14 protein-coding genes are annotated in these 19,336 nt (G+C 73.9%); 6 read left to right on the forward strand and 8 right to left on the reverse strand.

Going from position 1 to position 19,336, the window contains the following annotated elements; translation table 11 throughout:
• Positions 1-9 precede the first annotated feature (9 nt).
• From B4U46_RS08300 to B4U46_RS08310, 3 genes are all read left to right on the forward strand, one after another.
• Positions 10-1,413: a TIR-like protein FxsC gene (locus B4U46_RS08300; protein WP_159036807.1), complete on the forward strand. Its 1,404-nt coding sequence runs from the start codon at positions 10-12 to the stop codon at positions 1,411-1,413.
• Positions 1,397-5,386, forward strand: coding sequence for an FxSxx-COOH system tetratricopeptide repeat protein (gene fxsT, locus B4U46_RS08305; protein WP_107438239.1), 3,990 nt, complete (start codon positions 1,397-1,399; stop codon positions 5,384-5,386). Before B4U46_RS08300 ends, fxsT begins: the two co-directional genes overlap by 17 nt.
• A 72-nt stretch (positions 5,387-5,458) precedes the next feature.
• On the forward strand, positions 5,459-6,358 hold the full coding sequence (locus B4U46_RS08310; protein ID WP_079431625.1) for a DUF4231 domain-containing protein: 900 nt from the start codon (positions 5,459-5,461) through the stop codon (positions 6,356-6,358).
• An 18-nt stretch (positions 6,359-6,376) separates the two neighbouring features.
• Here B4U46_RS08310 and B4U46_RS08315 read toward each other — a convergent pair whose 3' ends face one another.
• From B4U46_RS08315 to B4U46_RS08330, 4 genes are all read right to left on the reverse strand, one after another.
• Positions 6,377-6,856 (reverse strand): hypothetical protein, encoded by a 480-nt coding sequence (locus tag B4U46_RS08315; protein ID WP_079425443.1) that lies wholly within the window; start codon positions 6,854-6,856, stop codon positions 6,377-6,379.
• 94 nt (positions 6,857-6,950) lie between these two features.
• Entirely contained in the window at positions 6,951-7,835 is an 885-nt protein-coding gene (locus B4U46_RS08320) for a S1 family peptidase (RefSeq protein ID WP_079425445.1), read from the reverse strand.
• 162 nt (positions 7,836-7,997) lie between these two features.
• Positions 7,998-8,819 (reverse strand): DUF1684 domain-containing protein, encoded by an 822-nt coding sequence (locus B4U46_RS08325; protein WP_079425447.1) that lies wholly within the window; start codon positions 8,817-8,819, stop codon positions 7,998-8,000.
• A gap of 108 nt (positions 8,820-8,927) precedes the next feature.
• A complete protein-coding gene (locus B4U46_RS08330) occupies positions 8,928-10,274 on the reverse strand; it encodes a DUF5685 family protein (RefSeq protein ID WP_079425448.1) in 1,347 nt (448 codons plus the stop codon).
• A gap of 285 nt (positions 10,275-10,559) precedes the next feature.
• On the opposite strand from B4U46_RS08330, the gene B4U46_RS08335 reads away from it, so the two are divergent.
• Positions 10,560-11,018, forward strand: coding sequence for a cell division protein SepF (locus tag B4U46_RS08335; protein ID WP_079425450.1), 459 nt, complete (start codon positions 10,560-10,562; stop codon positions 11,016-11,018).
• A 71-nt stretch (positions 11,019-11,089) separates the two neighbouring features.
• Here B4U46_RS08335 and B4U46_RS08340 read toward each other — a convergent pair whose 3' ends face one another.
• Together B4U46_RS08340 and B4U46_RS08345 are read right to left on the reverse strand one after the other, a co-directional pair.
• Complete coding sequence (locus B4U46_RS08340; protein WP_079425452.1) at positions 11,090-12,283, reverse strand: acyl-CoA dehydrogenase family protein; 1,194 nt, start codon at positions 12,281-12,283, stop codon at positions 11,090-11,092.
• 99 nt (positions 12,284-12,382) lie between these two features.
• On the reverse strand, positions 12,383-14,125 hold the full coding sequence (locus B4U46_RS08345; RefSeq protein ID WP_079425454.1) for an MFS transporter: 1,743 nt from the start codon (positions 14,123-14,125) through the stop codon (positions 12,383-12,385).
• Between the two features lie 295 nt (positions 14,126-14,420).
• On the opposite strand from B4U46_RS08345, the gene B4U46_RS08350 reads away from it, so the two are divergent.
• Together B4U46_RS08350 and B4U46_RS08355 are read left to right on the forward strand one after the other, a co-directional pair.
• Positions 14,421-15,557, forward strand: a complete 1,137-nt coding sequence (locus B4U46_RS08350; RefSeq protein WP_079425457.1) for a glycosyltransferase family 39 protein — start codon at positions 14,421-14,423, stop codon at positions 15,555-15,557.
• 266 nt (positions 15,558-15,823) lie between these two features.
• Positions 15,824-16,861: a phosphatase PAP2 family protein gene (locus B4U46_RS08355; RefSeq protein WP_079425459.1), complete on the forward strand. Its 1,038-nt coding sequence runs from the start codon at positions 15,824-15,826 to the stop codon at positions 16,859-16,861.
• Positions 16,862-16,998: 137 nt separating this feature from the next.
• Here B4U46_RS08355 and B4U46_RS08360 read toward each other — a convergent pair whose 3' ends face one another.
• Positions 16,999-18,048 (reverse strand): helix-turn-helix transcriptional regulator, encoded by a 1,050-nt coding sequence (locus B4U46_RS08360; RefSeq protein WP_167747573.1) that lies wholly within the window; start codon positions 18,046-18,048, stop codon positions 16,999-17,001.
• Positions 18,049-18,384: 336 nt separating this feature from the next.
• Entirely contained in the window at positions 18,385-19,152 is a 768-nt protein-coding gene (locus B4U46_RS08365; RefSeq protein ID WP_079425461.1) for a transglycosylase family protein, read from the reverse strand.
• Positions 19,153-19,336 lie beyond the last annotated feature (184 nt).

Consider the following 19,336-nt stretch of genomic DNA (forward strand, 5'->3'; position numbering starts at 1 on the left):
TCCGGAATGATGTTCCTTCGCTCGCATCTTCGGGACGGGGGTCGTGTGCCCGCATCAGTGCAGCCGTATTTTTTTCTCAGTTACGCGCATACACCGAGGTTCGGGCCGGGAGGACCCGACCCGGACATGTGGGTGGAGCGGCTCTTCCGTGATCTCTGCAACCACATCATGGCGCTGACCAGCCTGCCCGCCGGATCCGAGGTCGGCTTCATGGACCGCGAGATACGCAACGGCGAGGGCTGGTCGGAACGGCTCGGGGCGGCGCTCGCCACCTGCCGGGTCTTCGTCCCCCTGTTCTCGCCGCGCTACTTCGCCAGCCAGATGTGCGGGAAGGAGTGGTTCGCCTTCGCCCAGCGGGCCATCCAGGTGGGCGCCGCCAGCGACGAGAAGACCGAGGCCATCGTCCCCGCCCTGTGGGTTCCGGTGCCGCCCTCCCAGCTCCCCCTGCCCGCAGAGCGGTTGCAGTTCAACCACAGCACCTTCGGCGAGCGCTACGTGACCGACGGGCTGTACGGGCTGATCAAACTCCGGGGCTACGCGGAACAGTACGAGCACGCCGTGTACGAACTGGCCCGCCATATCGTCGGCGTGGCCGAGACCGTGCGCCTCAAGCCGGTCCGCCCGCTGGACTACCGGGTGGTGCCCAGCGCCTTCGGCCCGGCCGGAGGCCGCCACGGCAGCCCCTCCGCCCGCACCCTCCACGTGACGGTGGCCGCCGCCTCCCGGCACGACCTGCCGGAGGGCCGCAGCCCCGAGTACTACGGGGAGAACGCCCTGGAGTGGAACCCGTACCACCCCGCCTCCCGGCGGCCGGTCGCGTACGTGGCCGAGGAGCTGGTCAAGAACCTCAACTACCAGACCACACTGGCCTCCTTCGACGACGAGGCCGGCCACTTCGACAGCAAACAGCCGCCCACCCGGCCGGAGATCCTGATCGTCGACCGCTGGGCGGTGGAGGACGAGCACCGCCGCCAGCGCCTGGCCGCCTTCGACCAGGAGCACCGCCCGTGGATCAACGTGGTGGTGCCGTGGAACCGCTACGACCACCAGAGCCGGGCCAAGGAGGAGGAACTGGCCGGCCGGCTGGAGGAGACGCTGCCGGTCAAGATGAGCCAGGGCCGGGCCGCCTGCCGGGCCGCCGCCAACGGCGTGGCCAGCCTGGAGACGCTCGGGCAGATCCTCCCGCAGGTGGTCGAGGCGGCCGCCCAGCAGTTCCTCAGACACGCCCAGGCGTACCCGCCGGCCGGGCACACCCCCACCGAACGCCGGCGCCTGGTCGGGCCGATGGGGATGAGCGACCCGACGCCGGCCCCCTTCCCGCCCACCGCGCACCCGTACGGGCCCGAGGGGAACGACACAGCCGACGACAGCACCGACACCGACCGGGGGGACGCGGATGACAGCCAGTCGTGACAGCCGAGACGGACGCATCGTCACCTTCTACTCGTACAAGGGCGGGACCGGCCGCACGATGGCGCTGGCCAACACCGCCTGGATCCTCGCCTCCAACGGCAAGCGGGTGCTCGCCGTGGACTGGGACCTGGAGGCCCCCGGCCTGCACCGCTTCTTCCACCCCTTCCTGGACCCCTCCACGCTCGGGGCCACCACCGGGGTCATCGACCTGATCAGCGAGTACGCGTGGGCCGCCACCAGCCCGGTGCAGCGGCCCGCCGACTGGCACAAGGACTACGCCCGGATAGAACCGCACGCCGTCTCGCTCAGCCCGGAGAACCTGGGCTGGGACTTCCCCGACGGCGGCACCCTCGACTTCGTGTCGGCGGGCCGGCAGAACCGCGAGTACTCGGCGACCGTCTCCACCTTCGACTGGGACAACTTCTACGACCGGCTCGGCGGCGGCCTCTTCTTCGACGCCCTGCGGGCCGACATGAAGCGCAACTACGACTACGTCCTGATCGACAGCCGCACCGGCCTGTCCGACATCGCCGACATCTGCACCGTCCACCTCCCCGACGTCCTGGTCGACTGCTTCACCCTCTCCGACCAGTCCATCGACGGCGCCGCCTCCGTCGCCCGGCAGATCGACGAGCGGTTCAACGACCGCGGGATCAGGATCTACCCCGTGCCGATGCGCATCGACGAGGGCGAGAAGGAGAAGGCCGACGCGGGCCGGGCCCTGGCCCGGATCAAGTTCGACCGGTTCCCCGGCGGGCTCGTGGGGGACGAGCTGACCGCCTACTGGGGCGCGGTGGAGATCCCCTACCGCCCGTACTACGCCTACGAGGAGACCCTGGCCACCTTCGGCGACGAGGCGGGGCTCACCAACTCGCTGCTCTCCGCCTTCGAGCGGCTGACGGCGGTGGTGACCGAGGGCGAGGTCACCTCCATGCCGGTGATCGCCGAGGAGGTCCGGCTGCGGATCCGGGACGCCTTCACCCGGCGCCGTCCGGCCCTGCCCGCCGACCTGTTCCTCTCCTACGTCGCCGAGAACCGGATGTGGGCCGACTGGATCGAGTCGGTGCTCACCCGGGCCGGCTTCCGGGTCGTGCCCAAGGACGTCTCCGCCGAGCGCCCGCCGGCCCCCGAGGGGGGCGGCAGCGGCGGCACCCTGGGCGGCGGGACGGGCATCAGCCTCGACACCGCCGGCCGCACGGTGGTGCTGCTCTCCAGCGCCTACCTCAAGTCGGCCCGGGCCGTGGACGTGTGGAACCGGGCCGCCGCCGAGGACCCCACCGGGGGCCGGCGCCACCTGGTGCCGCTGCGCGTGGGCGACGTGCGCCTGGCCACGCCCTACATCGACCGCAACCCGGTGGACCTGTTCCGCCTCGACGAGGTGCACGCCACCGCCGCCCTGCTGCGCGCGGTGGAGCGGCCGGCGGCCCTCGCCGACACCGTCGCCGGCGCCTCCCAGCCCGGCCCCCGCTTCCCGGGGACCGTCCCCAAGATCTGGAACGCACCGCCCCGCAACCCCGGGTTCACCGGCCGCAGCATCGTGCTGGAGCGGATGCGCGACCAGCTGGGCGGCGGCATGGCCGTGGTGCTGCCGCAGCCGCAGACCCTGTACGGGCTCGGCGGCGTCGGCAAGACGCAGGTGGCCCTGGAGTACGTGCACCGGTTCATGGCCGACTACGACCTGGTGTGGTGGATCTCCTCGGAGCAGACCGACGACGTGGTCGCGGCCCTCGCCGAACTCGCCGTACGCCTGGGCGCGCAGACCGGCGAGGACATGGCGGCCGCCTCCCAGGAGGCCATCGACCTGCTGCGCCGGGGCGTGCCGACCTCGCGCTGGCTGCTGGTCTTCGACAACGCCGACGACCCCGAGACGCTCAAGCGGTTCTTCCCGCCGGGCGGTCCGGGGCACGTGCTGGTGACCTCCCGCAACCAGTCCTGGTCCCAGTACGGGGACGCGCTGCCGGTGGACGTGTTCCTGCGCGAGGAGTCCGTCGAGCACCTCCAGCGGCGGGCGCCCGGACTCACCAAGGAGGACGCCGAGCAGGTGGCCGACGCGGTGGGCGACCTGCCGCTGGCCGTCGAGCAGGCCGGGGCCTGGATCGCGGAGACGGCCACCCCGGTCTCCGCGTACCTGGAGCAGCTGGCCGAGCAGACCGCACGGGTGCTGGGCCTGAACCAGCCGGCCGGGTACCCGCAGCCGGTGGCCGCGACCTGGAACGTGTCCATAGAGCGGCTCCAGTCCCGCTCCCCCGCCGCCGTGCGCCTGCTCCAGCTGTGCGCCTTCTTCGCGCCCGAGCCGATCTCCGCGAACCTGCTCTACAGCAAGGAGATGATCGACGCGCTCAAGCCGTACGACGCCTCCCTCCAGGAGAAGCTGGTGCTGGGCCGGGTGATCCGGGAGATCGGCCGGTTCGCGATGGCCAAGGTCGACCAGGTCGGCAACAGCATCCAGGTGCACCGGCTGGTCCAGGCCGTGATCCGGGCGCAGCTGTCGGAGGAGGAGCAGCGCGAGGCCCGGCACGCGGTGCACCGGATCCTGGCGGGGGCGCGCCCGGACGACGACGAGCCGATAGACAACCCGGCGACCTGGCCGAAGTTCAACACGATCTGGCCGCACCTGAGCCCGTCGGAGGCGAGGTTCTGCAAGGAGCCGGAGACCCGCCGGCTGCTGATCGACCGGGTCCGCTACCTGTGGAAGCGCGGTGACTTCAAGGCCGCGTACACCCTGGGCGAGGAGCTGCGCGAGGCGTGGCGGGAGATGCTCGGCAGCGACGACCTCCAGTACCTGTACCTGCGCTTCCATCTGTCGAACATCCTGCGCTCGCAGGGCCGGTTCGTGGAGGCCAAGGAGCTGGACGAGGTGACGCTGGAGCGGCAGCGGGCGGCGCTGGGCCCCTCGCACCCGCACACGTACATGACCACCAGCGGGCTGGCGATGGACCTGGGTGCGCTCGGCCGGTACGGCGAGGCGATGGAGCTGGCGACGGCGGCGCACGAGGGCTTCGGGCAGATCTTCCACGAGGCGCACCCGCGCACCCTGGCCGCGGCGAACAACCTGGCGCTGAACCTGCGCATGGTGGGGCAGTACGCCCGGGCCAGGGAGATCGACCAGGAGGTCTTCGACCGGCGCACGGAGGTGCTCGGCCCGGACCACCCGTACACCCTGTCCTCGGCGCAGAACCTGGCCCGGGACCTGCGCGAGGTGGGCCGGTACGAGGATTCGGTGCAGCTGCTGGGGCGGACGTACGACATCTACAAGCGGACGCTGGGCCGGGCCTTCCCGGGCACCCTGTCGGCGGCGAAGAACCTGGCGGTGTCGCTGCGGCGGGCCGGGGAGCTGGAGGACGCGCTGCGGCTGACGACGGCGACCCGCAACCGGTACCGGGCCAAGTACACCTCGGTCAACCCCGACCTGCTGGCCTGCGAACTGAACCTGGCCTCGGACTTGTTCGCGACCGGTGATCCGGGCGCGGCACGGGACCTGGCGCAGGAGGTGGTGGACGAGTACATGAAGGTGCCGGGCGAGAAGCACCCGTACACCCTGGCCGCGCTGAACAACCTGGCGGTCTTCCACTGGGGGGCGGGCGCGGCGGAGACGGCGGAGCCGCTGCTGCGGCAGACGATCCTCAGCATGCGCGAGGTGCTGGGCGACGACCACCCGCACACCATCTTCGCGCACCTGAACCTGGCCAACGCCCGGGCGGACCTCGGTGATCCGGAGGGCGCCCTGGAGCTGGAGCGGGGGGCGGTGGCGCGGCTGCGGGCGGCGCTCGGGGCGCACCACCCGGAGACCCTGGCGCTCTCGTCGAACATGGCGGTGAGCCTGGACATGACGGGCCGCAAGGAGGAGGCGGCACGGGTGCGGGCGGAGGCGGTGTCCGAGCTGGCGCGGCTGCTCGGGGAGGACCACGGTCTGACCCGGTACGCGCGTGACGAGCGGCGGGTCCACCGGGACCTGGAGCCGCTGGCGGTGTGATCCGACGAGGGCGGCGGGGCTTCGCGGTCCCGCCGCCCGGGAACGAGCGCAGGGGGCGCCGTGACCGACAGCATGACCTTCCGGGGCGAGGACCTGCCGGTCCTCTTCCACCACACCGATCAGGCGGCGGTCTCCCGGCAGCGGGAGTCCGTCCAGGCCACGCGGGCGCAGCTGGTGCTGCTGGTCGTGGCCGCGGGGGCGGCGGCCCTTCCGCCGGGGCCCGCGGCGGGCGGGCTGCACCTGTGCGCGGCGCTGAGCGCGCTGGCGTACGCGGGGGTGCTGGCCGTGGGCGTACGGGCGACGCGGCGGCGGGCCCGCCCGCAGTGGCAGCTCAACCGGAGCGCGGCCGAGTTCATCAAGTCGCTGGCGTGGCGGTACGCCGTGCACGGGGCGCCGTTCGGCAGCGAGGTCGCCGGGGTGGAGGGGGTGTACCGGGCGCGGCTGGAGAAGGGGCTGGACGAGCTGCGCAAGATGGGCTGGCGGGATCCGCGGGCGGAGGGTCTGGTGCCGGAGGGAGCGGAGATCACGGGCGCGATGCAGCGGCTGCGGGGGCTGGAGTACCAGGTGCGCCGGGAGACGTACGTCCGGGACCGGCTGATCGAGCAGCGGACCTGGTACCAGCGCAGGGCGGAGGGCTCGCGGCGGGCGACCGCGCTGTGGTCGTGGACGATCGTGCTGCTGACCTGTCTGGGGCTGGTGTTCGCGCTGTCCGGGGCGTTCGGTTCGGGTCCGGGGGCAACGGCTGCGGCGGGGGTGACGAGCGCGGCCGCGGCGGCGGCGATCGCCTGGAACGAGGTGCGCCGCCACCATCCGCTGATCGAGGCGCACACGCTGATCGAGCAGGACCTGTCGGCGATGATGGTCGTGATGCAGACGACGATCACGGAGTCGCAGTGGCCGTCGGCGGTGTACGAGACGGAGCGGTACGTGTCGCCGCAGCACACCGACTGGCTTGCCCGGCACAGCAGTTGAGGGCGGCGGGGGCGCGGTTCAGTCGCGGGCCGCGCCCTCGGGCCAGATGACGGTGACGGGTTTGCCCAGGGCCCGGGCGTAGGCGACGATCTCGCCGGTGCCGCCGTGCCCGCGGGCCGGGAGGCCGTCCCAGACGGCGACGAGCCGGTCGCAGGTCTCGGCGATGTAGGTGCCGGCGGCGTAGTAGGCCTCGTCGGTGGAGCGGGGGAAGGCCATCACGACCTGCTGGGTGGCCCGCTCCTTGAGGCGGCGGTACGCGGCGAGGCCGCGGCTGTCCTCGAAGGTGTCCTCGTAGTCCCCGCTGGGGATGACGACGGTCAGTTCGGCGCCGTATTCGAGGGCGATGGCGGCGAAGAGCTGGTCGGCTCCGTCGGCGAGGCTGGAAAGGGCCTCCAGCGGCCCCGGGAGCCCGCCGAGCACGGCCCTCAGGCCCTCCTCGACCTGGGCGAGGCAGGTGTCGGGGATCGACCGGTGCCCCGTCACGCCGATCCGCTTCATCCGAGATCCTCCCCCCGTGGACGCCCTGGACATCCTCCCAGAAGGCGGGAGGACGTCCAGGGGGCCTGCGGGCCGGGGCGGGGCTACGGCGGCGTCAGTAGACGCTGACGCCGTAGGCGCTCAGGGCCTCGGTGACGGGCTGGAAGAAGGTGGTGCCGCCGGAGCTGCAGTTGCCGCTGCCGCCGGAGGTGAGGCCGACGGCGCGGCTGCCGGAGTACAGGGGGCCGCCGCTGTCGCCGGGTTCGGCGCAGACGTTGGTCTTGATCATGCCGTAGACGATGTCGCCGTTGCCGTAGTTCACGGTGGCGTTGAGGCCGGTGACGGAGCCGCTGTGGATGCCGGTGGTGGAGCCGCGGCGGGTGACGGACATGCCGTTGGTGGCGTCGGCGGCGGAGGTGATGTCCTGGCTGCCGACGGTGCCGGGCGGGACCGGGGAGTTGCTGGCGTACTTGATGAGGCCGTAGTCGTTGGTGGGGAAGCTGGAGCCCACGGTGGTGCCGATGGTGGTGGTGTGGGAGGTGCTGGTCCACCAGCTGCCCGCGCCGTCGGTGCAGTGACCGGCCGTCAGGACGTAGTAGTTGCTGCCGCTGCGGACGTTGAAGCCGAGCGAGCAGCGCCAGCTGGTGGCGTAGATGGCGTCGCCGCCGGAGAGCAGCTTCCTGATCTTGCCGGGGGTGCGTTCGATGCGCAGGGCGGCGGCGTCGGGTCCGGCCTCGCGGCGGATTCTGGCCAGGTCGGCCTGGGTGACGGTGGAGTCGGCGGTGACCACGAGGGTCCCGGTGGCGGGGTCGGTGTGCCAGGCGGTGCCGGCGACGTCGGCGCGCAGCACGGAGGCTCCGGCGGCGGCGAGCCGGGCGGCGCTGAAGCCGGTGTCGGCGGGGTCGGCGCTGGCGGCGGTGGGGGCGGCGATCGCGGCGACGGCGGCGAGACCGGTGGCCACGGCGAGCAGCCGGAGTCGGGCGGTGCTGTTGGTCCTCACTTCACGTCCTCCCGGAGGGGGGTCTGGGGCCCGGCGGTCGTGGGGGTGCCGGAGCCCTTGAGCGGCGGGGGGAGGGCGCGGCGGGCGCGCGGCCGTCGGCCGAACGTTTCGCCGTGCCCCTGACAAGTCCGCCGGATGACGCTGAACGGGAGTGTCCTGGCGTCAGTTACCGGCGGCAAGGGCTCCTTTCAGCCGTCGCTCGCCTGCGGCGACCGCGAAGGGCAGGGTGTTCCCGGGGGGCGGGAACGGGCAGACGAAGTGGTCGGCGAAGGCACAGGGCGGCAGCAGGGCGCGGTTGAGGTCGACGACGACGCCCCCGTCCGGATCCGGGGTGCCGGGCCGCAGGAAGCGGAACCGGTAGCTGGAGTCCCCGCTGGTGGCGTCGGCGAAGACGGCCCAGAGACTGCCGTCGTCCCCGTCGACGGCCACCTGGAGGCGGTGCCGGTCGCCCGCGCGCTCGAACAGCAGCTCGCCGCCGAGGCCGAGCCCGCGGGCGCGCCCGTCGGCGTTCTCGACCTGGACGGTCCGCTCCTCGCCGTAGGGGCGGAACCGGCCCGGCAGGGCGAACGCCGGGTCGTAGGGGGTGGCCTCGATGCCCTGGAAGGCGCGCCGGGCGGCGGAGCCGGGGTCGTAGGTGCGCACCGCCCACTCCCCCGCGCGCCGGATCACCACCAGGCGGACGACGCCCGCGGTCAGGCGGCAGTCCGCCGGCCGCCCCTCGTCGGCGGCCAGCAGGGCCTCCCCGTCGAGGGGTGTGCCGTCGAGCTCCAGGCCGTCCTCGGAGCAGGCGCTCACCACCACGCCGTCGACGGTGGCGCGCCAGCGCCCCGGAACGGCCGGAATTCGACCTTCCAGGTCCTCCGGCACCGACTCGGAGATCCAGTAGGTGCCGGTCAGCGAAAGGGGTCCGTAGGGGGCGGAGACGGTGGCCACGCGCTGCTCGTGCCACCGCCGCCAGGCCGTGGTCGCTTCGTCGTCACTCATGCCGCTCAGCCCTTCCCGGCGGACCCGGGCGGGAATCCCCCCGTACGCCGTACGGGCCTGCGGGCAGCGGGAACTGACGCCTGCTCAGCCACCGGAGCCCTCGGGGGCTCAGCCGCAGTCGCAGTCGCAGCCGTTGCAGCAGCAGTCGGCACAGTTGCAGCACTCGCAGCCGTCGCCGTTGCAGCAGTCGCAGTCGCAGTCGTCGCACCAGGCGTCGCGCTTCTTGCGGGACCAGGGGCCCTCGTAGTCGGTGCAGCAGATCTGGCAGGTGCAGAACAGCCCGATGGCCACCGCGCAGCCGTGCAGCAGGCCCCGGCGCGGTTTCTGCGGGGGCAGCCCGCCGCCGCCGTGGCCGCCACCGCCGCCGGGACCGCCCGGGCCCATCGGGGGCGGCATGCCCGGACCGCCGGGGGCGTACTGCGGCGCGCCGCCGCCGTAGGGGTTCTGGCCGTACGGCCCGGCGCCCTGGCCGTAGGGGCCGCCGCCCTGCCCGTACCCGCCCTGGGCGTTCGGGTCGTAGCCCTGCGGCGGGTAGCCCTGCGGGGGCAGGCCGTAGCCCTGCCCGGCCGAGTCCGCGGGGGCGTGGCCGTGCCCGCAGGAGGTGGTGCCGAAGGCCCGGTCCACCGAGGTGCGCAGCTCGTGCACCAGCAGCCGGTGCGCGAGCCCCGCGTCGGCGAACTCCGCCTCGCGCAGCGCCAGCTTGATGCCGTGCAGCGCGTCGTCGCACAGCCGGCGGGCCTCGGTGCGGGAGGTCCCGGTCGCGGTGAGCGGGTTCCAGGCGCCCGCGGCGGCGTCGGCGGCCTGGTCCTCGACGGCGTCCAGCAGGTGGGCGAGCCGCCCGAAGTAACGCCCGGCCTCGGCCAGCGGCGCGGCGTTGCCTGGCCGTCCCGCCAGGACCGCGGTATGAGCGAAGGCGGCCGCGGTCGCGGTCTCCGTCGGCTCGGTGACCACCAGCACGGGCGTGCCCGGGCCGGCCAGGCTCTCGATGCCGCCCTGCCGGTCCACGGCGTCGACCAGCACGGCCGTGTCGAAGCCGAGCGCTGCCCCGGTCCGGGCACCGGCCCGGTCCCAGCCCCGGGCCACCCGGCGCGCGGCGGCGGCCATCGGGGCGCGGGCCAACAGGCCGTCCCGGTCGGCCACGTGGTCGCGCACCTTCGCGGAGGCGAGCACCAGCGACACGGCGGCCGCGAGCCGGGCGCCCTCGCCGTTGGCGACCGGGGCGGTGCGCATGCCGCGCAGCGGGCAGGGGCCCGCGGTGCGCCGCGCGCCGGGCAGCGGACCCGACTGAGCTTCCGTCAGAACGGAGACCAGCAGCCCGTCGTAGTTCGTGACGATCCGGGCGAACTGGCCGTGGTCACCCCGAAGTGCCAGGCACAGACCGCAGAGATGGGCCATCCACTCCGTCTTGAAGCGGTCGCCGAGCCGGTGCGTACAAGGTCTGACGATGCCGAACAAACCGCTTCCCCCGTGTGTCATCCGCGTGTTTCCGGGGCATCGTATCCAGCCAACTCGTTCACCCGTACGCCCCAGCGCCTCACCCGGTCGGCAGCGGCGGTCGTATTTTCACTCAGTCAGCAGCGGCAGTGGCCGGGAACCTCGCCGGTGCAACGGATGTTCTGCACCAGTCCCGTCACGAAACCACTGCGCGGCGGCTATCCACTTGGCGCGTTGTCAGCATGATGGACGACCATAGGGGCAGCGGAGCAGAAGTCAGACTGGCCACGGTGAAAGGAGGCGTCCATGGGTTCGGTACGCAAGGCGAGCGCCTGGTTGGGTCTCGTGGAGGACAACGACGACGAGCGGTACTACGACGACGACTACGCGGAGGCGGTGGACGGCCGGCAGGGCTCGGTCGCCGGGCCCGGCGACCAGTGGGTCACCGACCCGCGGGTGCGCGTGGCCTCGGAGTCCGCGGTCGAGCGGGGCCGGCGGATCGCGACGGTGACCCCGGACGGGTTCCGCGACGCGCGCGGCATCGGCGAGCTCTTCCGCGAGGGCGTCCCGGTGATCGTGAACCTGTCCTCCATGGACCCGACCGACGCCAAGCGCGTGGTCGACTTCGCGGCGGGCCTGACCTTCGGGCTGCGCGGCTCCATCGAGCGGGTGGCGACCAGGGTCTTCCTCCTGACCCCGGCCGACACCCAGATCGTCAGCGGTGAGGCGGGCGGCCGCTCCCGCGACTTCTTCAACCAGAGCTGAGCAAGGCGGGGGCACCTCTGGAGGTCCCCCCGGACGGGGTCCGGGGGAGGTAGCCGGGGGAGCTCGCGGGCTTACCGGAAGGCGTCGAGCCCGGTGAGCGCCTTGCCCAGCACCAGCTGGTGCATCTCCACGGTGCCCTCGTAGGTGAGCACCGACTCCAGATTGGTGGCGTGCCGCATGACGGGGTACTCCAGGGAGATCCCGTTGGCCCCGAGCACGGTCCGCGCGGTGCGGCAGATGTCGATGGCCTCGCGGACGTTGTTGAGCTTGCCGAAGCTGATCTGCTCCGGCCGCAGGGTCCCCGCGTCCATGCGCCGGCCCAGGTGGTGGGCGAGCAGGATGCCCTTGTGGAGTTCCAGCGCCATGTCGGCCAGCTTGGCCTGGGTGAGCTGGAAGCCGCCGATCGGCCGGCCGAACTGCTCCCGCGTCCGCGCGTAGTCGAGCGCGGCCTCGAAACTGGCGCGTGCCGCGCCCATGGACCCCCAGACGATCCCGTACCGCGCGTGGCTGAGGCAGCCCAGCGGCCCCTTGAGCCCGGTGACCCCGGGCAGCACCGCGTCGGCGGGCAGCCGTACGTCGTCCATCACCAGCTCGCTCGTCACCGAGGCGCGCAGCGACCACTTGTGCTTGATCTCCGGGGCGGAGAAGCCCGGCGTGTCGGTGGGGACGGCGAAGCCGCGGATCCCCTCGTCCGTCTGCGCCCAGACGACGGCCACGGAGGCCACCGAGCCGTTGGTGATCCACATCTTGCGCCCGTTGAGGATCCAGTCGGAGCCCTCCCGCTTGGCGTGGGTGCGCATCGCGGCGGGGTCGGAGCCGACGTCGGGCTCGGTCAGCCCGAAGCAGCCGATCAGCTCGCCGGCCGCCATCCCCGGCAGCCAGCGCTGCTTCTGCTCCTCGGAGCCGTACTTCCAGATCGCGTACATGGCGAGGGAGCCCTGGACGGAGACCAGGGAGCGGATCCCGGAGTCGGCGGCCTCCAGCTCCAGGCAGGCGAGGCCGTACTGGACGGCGCTCGCGCCCGCGCAGCCGTAGCCGGTCAGGGACATGCCGAGGGCGCCGATGGAGCCGAGTTCGCGGGCCAGTTCGCGGATGCCGGGCAGTTCGCCGGCCTCGTACCACTGGGCGATGTGCGGCAGGACCCGGTCGGCGGCCCAGGTACGGACGGTGTCGCGGACGGCGAGGTCCTCGGGGCTGAGGAGTTCGTCGAGCCCGAGCGGATCGGTGGGGACGAACGGGTTCTTCGGCGCGGACGACGCGGACAAGAGGGGCCTCCCGGCAGGCGCGTGGGGCGAAACCTAGCGGTGCAAGTTTGTCGCCGCTCCCGCCCCGGGTCCACCCCCGGCCCGACCGGGCCGGGCCGGTCAGGCCGGGCGGCCGCCGACCGCCGGGTCCCGCTCGGGCTTGCCCGGGCCGGGGATCCGGGGCGCGGAGGCCGCGGCGGCCTGGGCCTTGGGCTGCGCGGGCAGCCGGACGGAGGCCCGGGCCCCGGCGCCGGACCCGCCGGTGCCCGCCGCGCCGCCGGCAGGGGCGCCGCAGCCGGCCTGGTCGGCGTTCTCCATGGTGCGCGGCAGCTTCAGCGCCATCACCGCGCCCGCCAGCAGCAGGCCCGCGCTGACCACCAGGGTGACGTGTAGCCCGTGCACGAAGGAGTGCCGGGCGGCCTCCGCCAGGGAGCGCCCCGCCGGACCGCCGAGGTGGGCGGCGATCTGGTAGGCCTCGCCGAGGGAGTTCGCGGCCCCCGCCGAGTCCTCGGCCGGCACCCCCGGCACGCCGAGCAGACCGGGCCGGTAGGCGGCGTTCATCACACTGCCGAGCAGGGCGATGCCCATGCCGGCGCCGAGCTGGTACGAGGTCTCGCCTATGGAGGCGGCGCCTCCGGCGGCCTCCACCGGGGCCTCGCTCAGCATGGACTCGTACGCCGCGAAGAGGGTGGTCTGGAGGCCGAAGCCCAGCAGCACGAACCCGGCGGTCAGCAGCACGGGCCGGTCGTGCTGGCCCATCAGCGTCAGCAGCAGCACCGCGCCGGCGGTCAGCACGAAGCCCAGCGAGACCATCGTGCGCGGTCCGACCCGCTGGAGGGTGTACGAGCCGGTGGCCCCGGCGGCCATGGCGGCGAAGGTCAGCGGCAGCAGCCGCAGGCCGGTCTCCAGCGGGCTCAGGCGCAGCACCAGCTGGAGGTACTGGACGGCGATCAGCTCCAGGCCGACCAGGGCCAGCATGGCGAGCACGATGCAGCCGACGGAGGTGGAGAAGGCCACCCGGGAGAACATCCGCATGTCGATCAGCGGGTGCTCGCGCCGCTTCTGGCGGCGTGCGAAGAGGACCAGCAGCAGCACGCCGAGGGCCAGCGGGACCAGCGCCCGCAGGTCGGTGAGCTGGCGTTCGGCACCGATCCGTTTGACCCCGAGGACCACGCCGAGTACACCGCCCGCGGCCATCAGCGCGCCCAGCACGTCCCAGGGCCCGTCGGCCGCCCCCCGGGACTCGGGCAGCAGCCAGCGGCCCAGCGGCAGGATCAGCGCCATGAGCGGGATGTTGATGAGGAAGACGGAGCCCCACCAGAAGTGCTGGACGAGGAACCCGCCCAGGACCGGCCCGCTCGCGGCGCCGATCGCGGCGACGGCGGTCCAGATGCCGATGGCCAGGGCCCGCTCGCGCCGGTCGGGGAAGACCTGCCGCAGGATCGACAGCGTGGCGGGCATGATCATCGCTCCGCCGACGCCGAGCAGGGCGCGGGCGGCGATCAGCACCTGGGCGTCACCGGCCAGGGCGGCGATGGCGGAGGCCACGCCGAAGAGCGTGTAGCCGAGGAGCAAGATCCGGCGGCGGCCGACCCGGTCGCCCAGGGTGCCGAAGAGGATCAGCAGCGCGGCGCACACCAGCGGGTAGGCGTCGACGATCCACAGCAGTTCCTGGGAGCCGGGGCGCAGGTCTTCGGTGACGGCGGGGACGGCGACGTGCAGGATCGTCGCGTCGAGCGCGACGAGCACCAGGCTGACGCAGAGGACCGCGAGGACGACCCAGCGGTTGGCACCGCCGGAGGCCTCGGTGATCCGCTGCCGCAGGGAGGGCTTCCTGTCGCCGGCCGTGTTCGTCCCCGACATCCATGTACCTCCCAGGTGATCCCTCGCACTCGGCGGACCAGCGTCGTGTGGCGCCGCGGGGTGGTGCCCAGTGCGGCGTCCTACGGGGTCCGGCATCGACACGCGAGTGAAGGGTCAGCGTACGCGAGTTCGTGTGCCCGGCACGTGGTCAAGCTCTCATCCCGGCGGCGGCCCCGTTGTGGTGTGCACCACTCGCCCCGGCCCTCCTTCCCCCTGCGTACACGCCCGGTCACGGCCCGTGGTTCTGGTTCCGGGGCCGGTGGCCGGGCCGTTGATACTCGTGTCCGTGACAACTGTGCCCGCCTCCGACGCTCCCCCCAAGGGCCCCGGCCCCGGCCCGTGCCGGGCCGCGCCCGCGCTCGCCGCGTTCGCCGCGGTCCGGCTGCTCGGGCTGGCCGTGCTCGCGGTGTGGTCCGCGGTGGCCGGCAGCAGCCCGCACACGCTGCTGTCGGCGCGCTGGGACTCCCTCTGGTACGCCCGGATCGCCGCGCAGGGGTACGGGTACGAGGTGGTCCTGCCGAACGGGGCCGTCCACTCCAACCTGGCGTTCTTCCCGCTGCTGCCGTGGCTGGAGCGGCTGGTGGCGGCGCCCACCGGGCTCTCGTACGGTTCGGCGGGCCTGGTGGTCTCGGCGGTGGCGGGGCTCGCCGCCGCCTGGGGGATCTTCGCCGTCGCCGATCTGCTCCACGGGCGGCGGGCCGGCGTGCTGGCCGTGGCGCTGTGGGCGGCGCTGCCGGTGGGGATCGTCCAGTCCATGGCGTACAGCGAGTCGCTGTTCACCGCCCTGGCCGCCTGGGCCCTGTACGCGGCGCTGCGCGGGCGCTGGCTCGCGGCGGGCCTGCTCGCGGCGGGGGCGGGGCTGACCCGCCCGGTCGGGGCGGCGGTGGTCGCGGCGGTGTGGGTGGCCGCCGTTCTGGCGTGGCGGCGCGGGGAGCGCTCGTGGCGGATGGCGGCGGGGGTGCTGCTGGCCCCGGCGGGGGCGGCGGCGTACGCGCTGTGGGTGGGGGCCCGGACCGGCGGGGGGCTGACGGGCTACCTGGACGTGCAGGCGGGCTGGGGCAACGGCTTCGACGGGGGCTGGGCCTTCGCCCGGTTCATCGGGGCGCGGCTGGCCTCGTCCGCCTTCCTCGCGGGGGTGGGCCTGATCGCGGGGGTGCTGCTGGTGCTGTGGCTGTACGGGCTGTGCGTACGGCGCCGCCTGCCGGCCGTGCTCCTCGTCTACTGCGGGATCGTGGTGGCGCTGGCGCTGTGCGCCTCGGGGTACTTCGGCTCCAAGCCGCGGCTGCTGCTGCCGGCGTTCCCGCTGATGCTGCCGCCGGCGGTGGCGCTGGCCCGCGGGCCGGCCGGGCGGGCGGCCGCGGTCGTCGGGGGTCTCGCCCTGGTCTCGGCGGTCTACGGGGCGTTCTGGCTGAACGGCTCGGGCCCGCCGTGAGCCCGGTCCTCCGCCGCCTCCCAGGATCACGGAATGGATCATTCCAATCCATGATTGCGCAAAGGAATTGAGCTGCGGCGATAAACCGCCCGTAAGCGCGCGGACAATTGGCGGGGCAGCACTCCGGGAGTGGAATCCGGGGAGTTCCAACCGGGGGCGGAATAACGGCAATTAAGTCCCGCGTGAGACGCACTCCACATCACATGGTCATCACAAAGCGTGCGATTCGCACGGGCCGTGCTTCGACGCGCGGTAACGTCGATTGAGTGCGTACCGATCAATTGCTGTCCCGTCTGGAGCCGGTGTTCGCCCGGCTGGACAGGGAACCAGAGCGACCGGCTCATCTGCAGACCCCGCAGATGAGCCGGCACCGCGTCGTGCTGCTCTGCGCGACCCTCGCCTTCTACCTGGCGATCGTCGTGGCCGTGCTGACGACGTCCTGGCTCGTCCGCCTGGACTGGCAGATCATGTTCTTCCGGCCGTACGAGCAGTGGCCGCAGATCCACGCCTTCCTCGACTACCTGGTCGTCCTCGGCCAGCGCGGACCCACTGCGGTGATGGTCGCGGCCTGGCTCGGCTGGCGCTCCTGGCGCCAGCACACCCTGCGCCCGCTGATCGCCCTCGGCGTGGCCCTGCTGCTGCTGAACATCACCGTGGGCTCCGTGAAGCTGGGCCTCGGCCGGCTCGGCCCGCACTACGCCACCCAGATCGGCTCCGCCGAGCTCTTCGCGGGCGGCGATATATTCCCTTCCGGCCACACCGCCAACGCCGTCGTGACCTGGGGGATCCTGGCCTACCTGGCCTCCACCACGGTCACCCGCCGGGTGCTGTCCATCCTCTCCGGGGTGCTGTCGCTCAGCGTCGGCGCCACCACGGTCTACCTCGGCACCCACTGGGTGAGCGACGTCCTGCTCGGCTGGACCGCCGGCCTGCTCATCATGCTGGCGCTGCCCTGGTTCGAGCCGCTCATCGCCCGCTCCGAGGCCTACGTCTTCGAGGTGCGCGAGCAGTGGCGCCGCCGGCTGGAGGAAGGCCGGGTCTCCGAGCCCGTCGCCGCCGCGCTCACCCCGCTGCTCTCGGCGGGCGGCAAGTGGCGGCCCCGGCCGGCCGAGGCGGCGCCCGTCGCCGTCCCGGCGCCCGCCGGGCACTCCCCCGCGCTGCGGCCCGCCGCGCACGCCCACCCGGCGTCCCGGCCGCACCTGATCCGCTCCGAGCGGACCCCGGTCACCCCGGCCGGCAGCCGCCGCCCGGCGCACACCGAGCGGGCGGCCGCCCGCAGCGCGCGTCCCGCCACCGGCGGCTGACGCACCCCGCGGGGACGGTACGCACGCCCCACCCCGCACCACGACGGCGGGCCGGTTCCACGAACCGGCCCGCCGTTCATATGTCCGGCCCGTCAGCCGCGCGCCCAGAGGTTCCTCCGTACCGGGTCACGCTTGTGTCACGGGTTGTCGACGGCCGCCGCCGCCCGCCCGGCGATTCCGCCGGCGGAATTCAAATCCCCGCGGCCGGAATTCCCGTGCTCTCCGACGCCTTCCAGCGCACGGCCGAGAAGGTCCCGCAGAGCGGCGATCCGGTCGGTCAGCGCGGGGGGCTCCACGACCTCGAACTCGCAGCCGAGCATCATGATGTGAATCACCAGAACGTCGAGGTTCACCGCCCCCGTCCGCAGCAGACAGCTCTCCGCGTCGACCGGCTCCAGCACCCCGTCGGCGGGTCCCACGATCCCCGCCGCCGCCTCGGCCGGCACCCTCAGCCGCACCACCGCCCGGACGGCGTACGCCCGTTGCGAGACCCCCTCGGAGACGTACGCCGCCAGGTCCTCGGCGGGGGCCGGGCGCGGGGTGAACCGCGGGCCGTGCGGGGGGCGGGGCTCGATCCGGTCGGCGCGGAAGGTCCGCCAGTCCGCGCGGTCGAGGTCCCAGGCGACGAGGTACCAGCGCCGCTCGGTGCACACGAGCCGGTGCGGCTCGACGGTCCGGCGGCTCACGGCCCCGGCGTGGTCCCGGTACCCGAAGCGCAGCCGCTCGCCGTCCCGGCACACGGCGGCGAGCTCGGTGAGGACGGCGGGGTCCACGGTGTCGCGGCCGGGCCCGCGGAGCATGGGGACCGTGAACTCGTTGAGCGCGGAGACCCGTCCGCGCAGCCGGCCCGGCAGCACCTGCTCCAGCTTGGCGAGGGCCCGCACCGAGGCCTCCCCGATCCCCTCGACCCCGTTCCCGGCGGCGGTCCGCAGTCCGACGGCGACCGCGACGGCCTCGTCGTCGTCGAGCAGCAGCGGGGGCAGCTGCGCCCCCGCACCGAGCTGGTACCCGCCGCCGGTGCCGGGGGTGGCGTTCACGGGGTACCCGAGCTCCCGCAACCGGTCGACGTCACGGCGCACGGTCCGGGGCGTGACCCCCAGCCGCTCGGCGAGGTCGGGGCCGGTCCACTCGCGGTGGGTCTGGAGGAGGGAGAGCAGCCGGAGCAGCCGCGCGGAGGTCTCTAGCACCGCCCCAGTGTGCCCGGCGCTCCCCACGGTCCCTCACCCGGTCCGGCCGCGCCGCTCATCCCCCTCGCCCCCGGCCGGCCTCCCCGGCGTCGCGCCGCTGCGCTGCCTCCCTCCGTCGTCCCCGGGGCTCCGCCCCAGACCCCGCGCCCCAAACGCCGACGGGGCTATGTGCAGCCCCGCCGGCGTTTGAGGCGCGGCGCGGAGCGCCGTGTAGTGGGCCGCACCCGGAGGCGGAGGGGCACCTCCCCCAGCCGCACCGGCGCTTGAGGTGGAACGGAGGAAGGGCGGGTAGGGGACGGCTCCGCGCAGCGGCCACCGACCGCCACCGCGCACAGCTCAGGGCACCCGAACCGGCGCCGGCGCCCCCGGAGACGGAGCCGGCGGGGACGGCGCCGACGGGCCCGCCGGGGCGGGAGACGGCCCGTCCGGGCTCGGGGCCACCGGGGCCGGGGTGACCGGGGCCGGGCTCGGGACAACCGGGGCCGGGGTGACCGGGGACGGGGGTGGGCCCGGGAGGGCGAGGAGGGTGCCGACCTTGAGGGCGGCCGGGTCGGGGCCGATCACCGGGCGGTTCGCCTCGTACAGGGCCCGCCAGCCCCCCGCCACGCCACGCCGCCGCGCGATGCCGTCCAGCGTGTCCCCGCCCCGCACCACATGCATCCGCCCCGCCAGCCCGTACCGCTTCGCACACACAGGCCACGCGTCCCACCCCTGCGCCCCCAGCAGCTCCTCCGCGACCCGGATCTGCTGCTCCCGCGTCGCCAGGTCCGCCCGCGCCGCGTACACCAGCCCCCCGTACTCCACCCACGTCGGCTGCCAGAACTGCAGCCCCCCGTAGAAGCCGTTGCCCGTGTTCACCGCCCACCGCCCGCTGCTCTCGCAGTCCGCGACGCAGTCCCACGGCCACTCCCCGCCCGGCCCGCAGTCCCCCGGCCCGGTCCCGATGACCCCCGGCGAACCGGGATACGCGGCCCCCGCCGGCCCGGGAGCCGGCGGGGGCGGCGCCGCGACCGCCCCGGCACCCCACGGGAGTACGAGCACCAGCGCGGCGCAGACCGCGAACGCGGCCCGCCGGAAGCGGACCCGGAAACAGACGTCGGGCATCGCGCCACGCTACGCAGCCCCCTCCCCCCGCCCGCCCCGCCACGCGGCGCACCCCCGCGCCCCACCCGGACGGCCGACCGCCACCCCGCCCCCAAATGGCCAGCCCCAACCACCAACTGCGCACAAGCAAGCAATAGTTGCCATAAAAACGAAGCCTCCCCCGAGCGCCTCACTCTTTCGGGTG

Source organism: Streptomyces katrae (assembly GCF_002028425.1).
Classification (GTDB): Bacteria; Actinomycetota; Actinomycetes; order Streptomycetales; family Streptomycetaceae; genus Streptomyces; species Streptomyces katrae_A.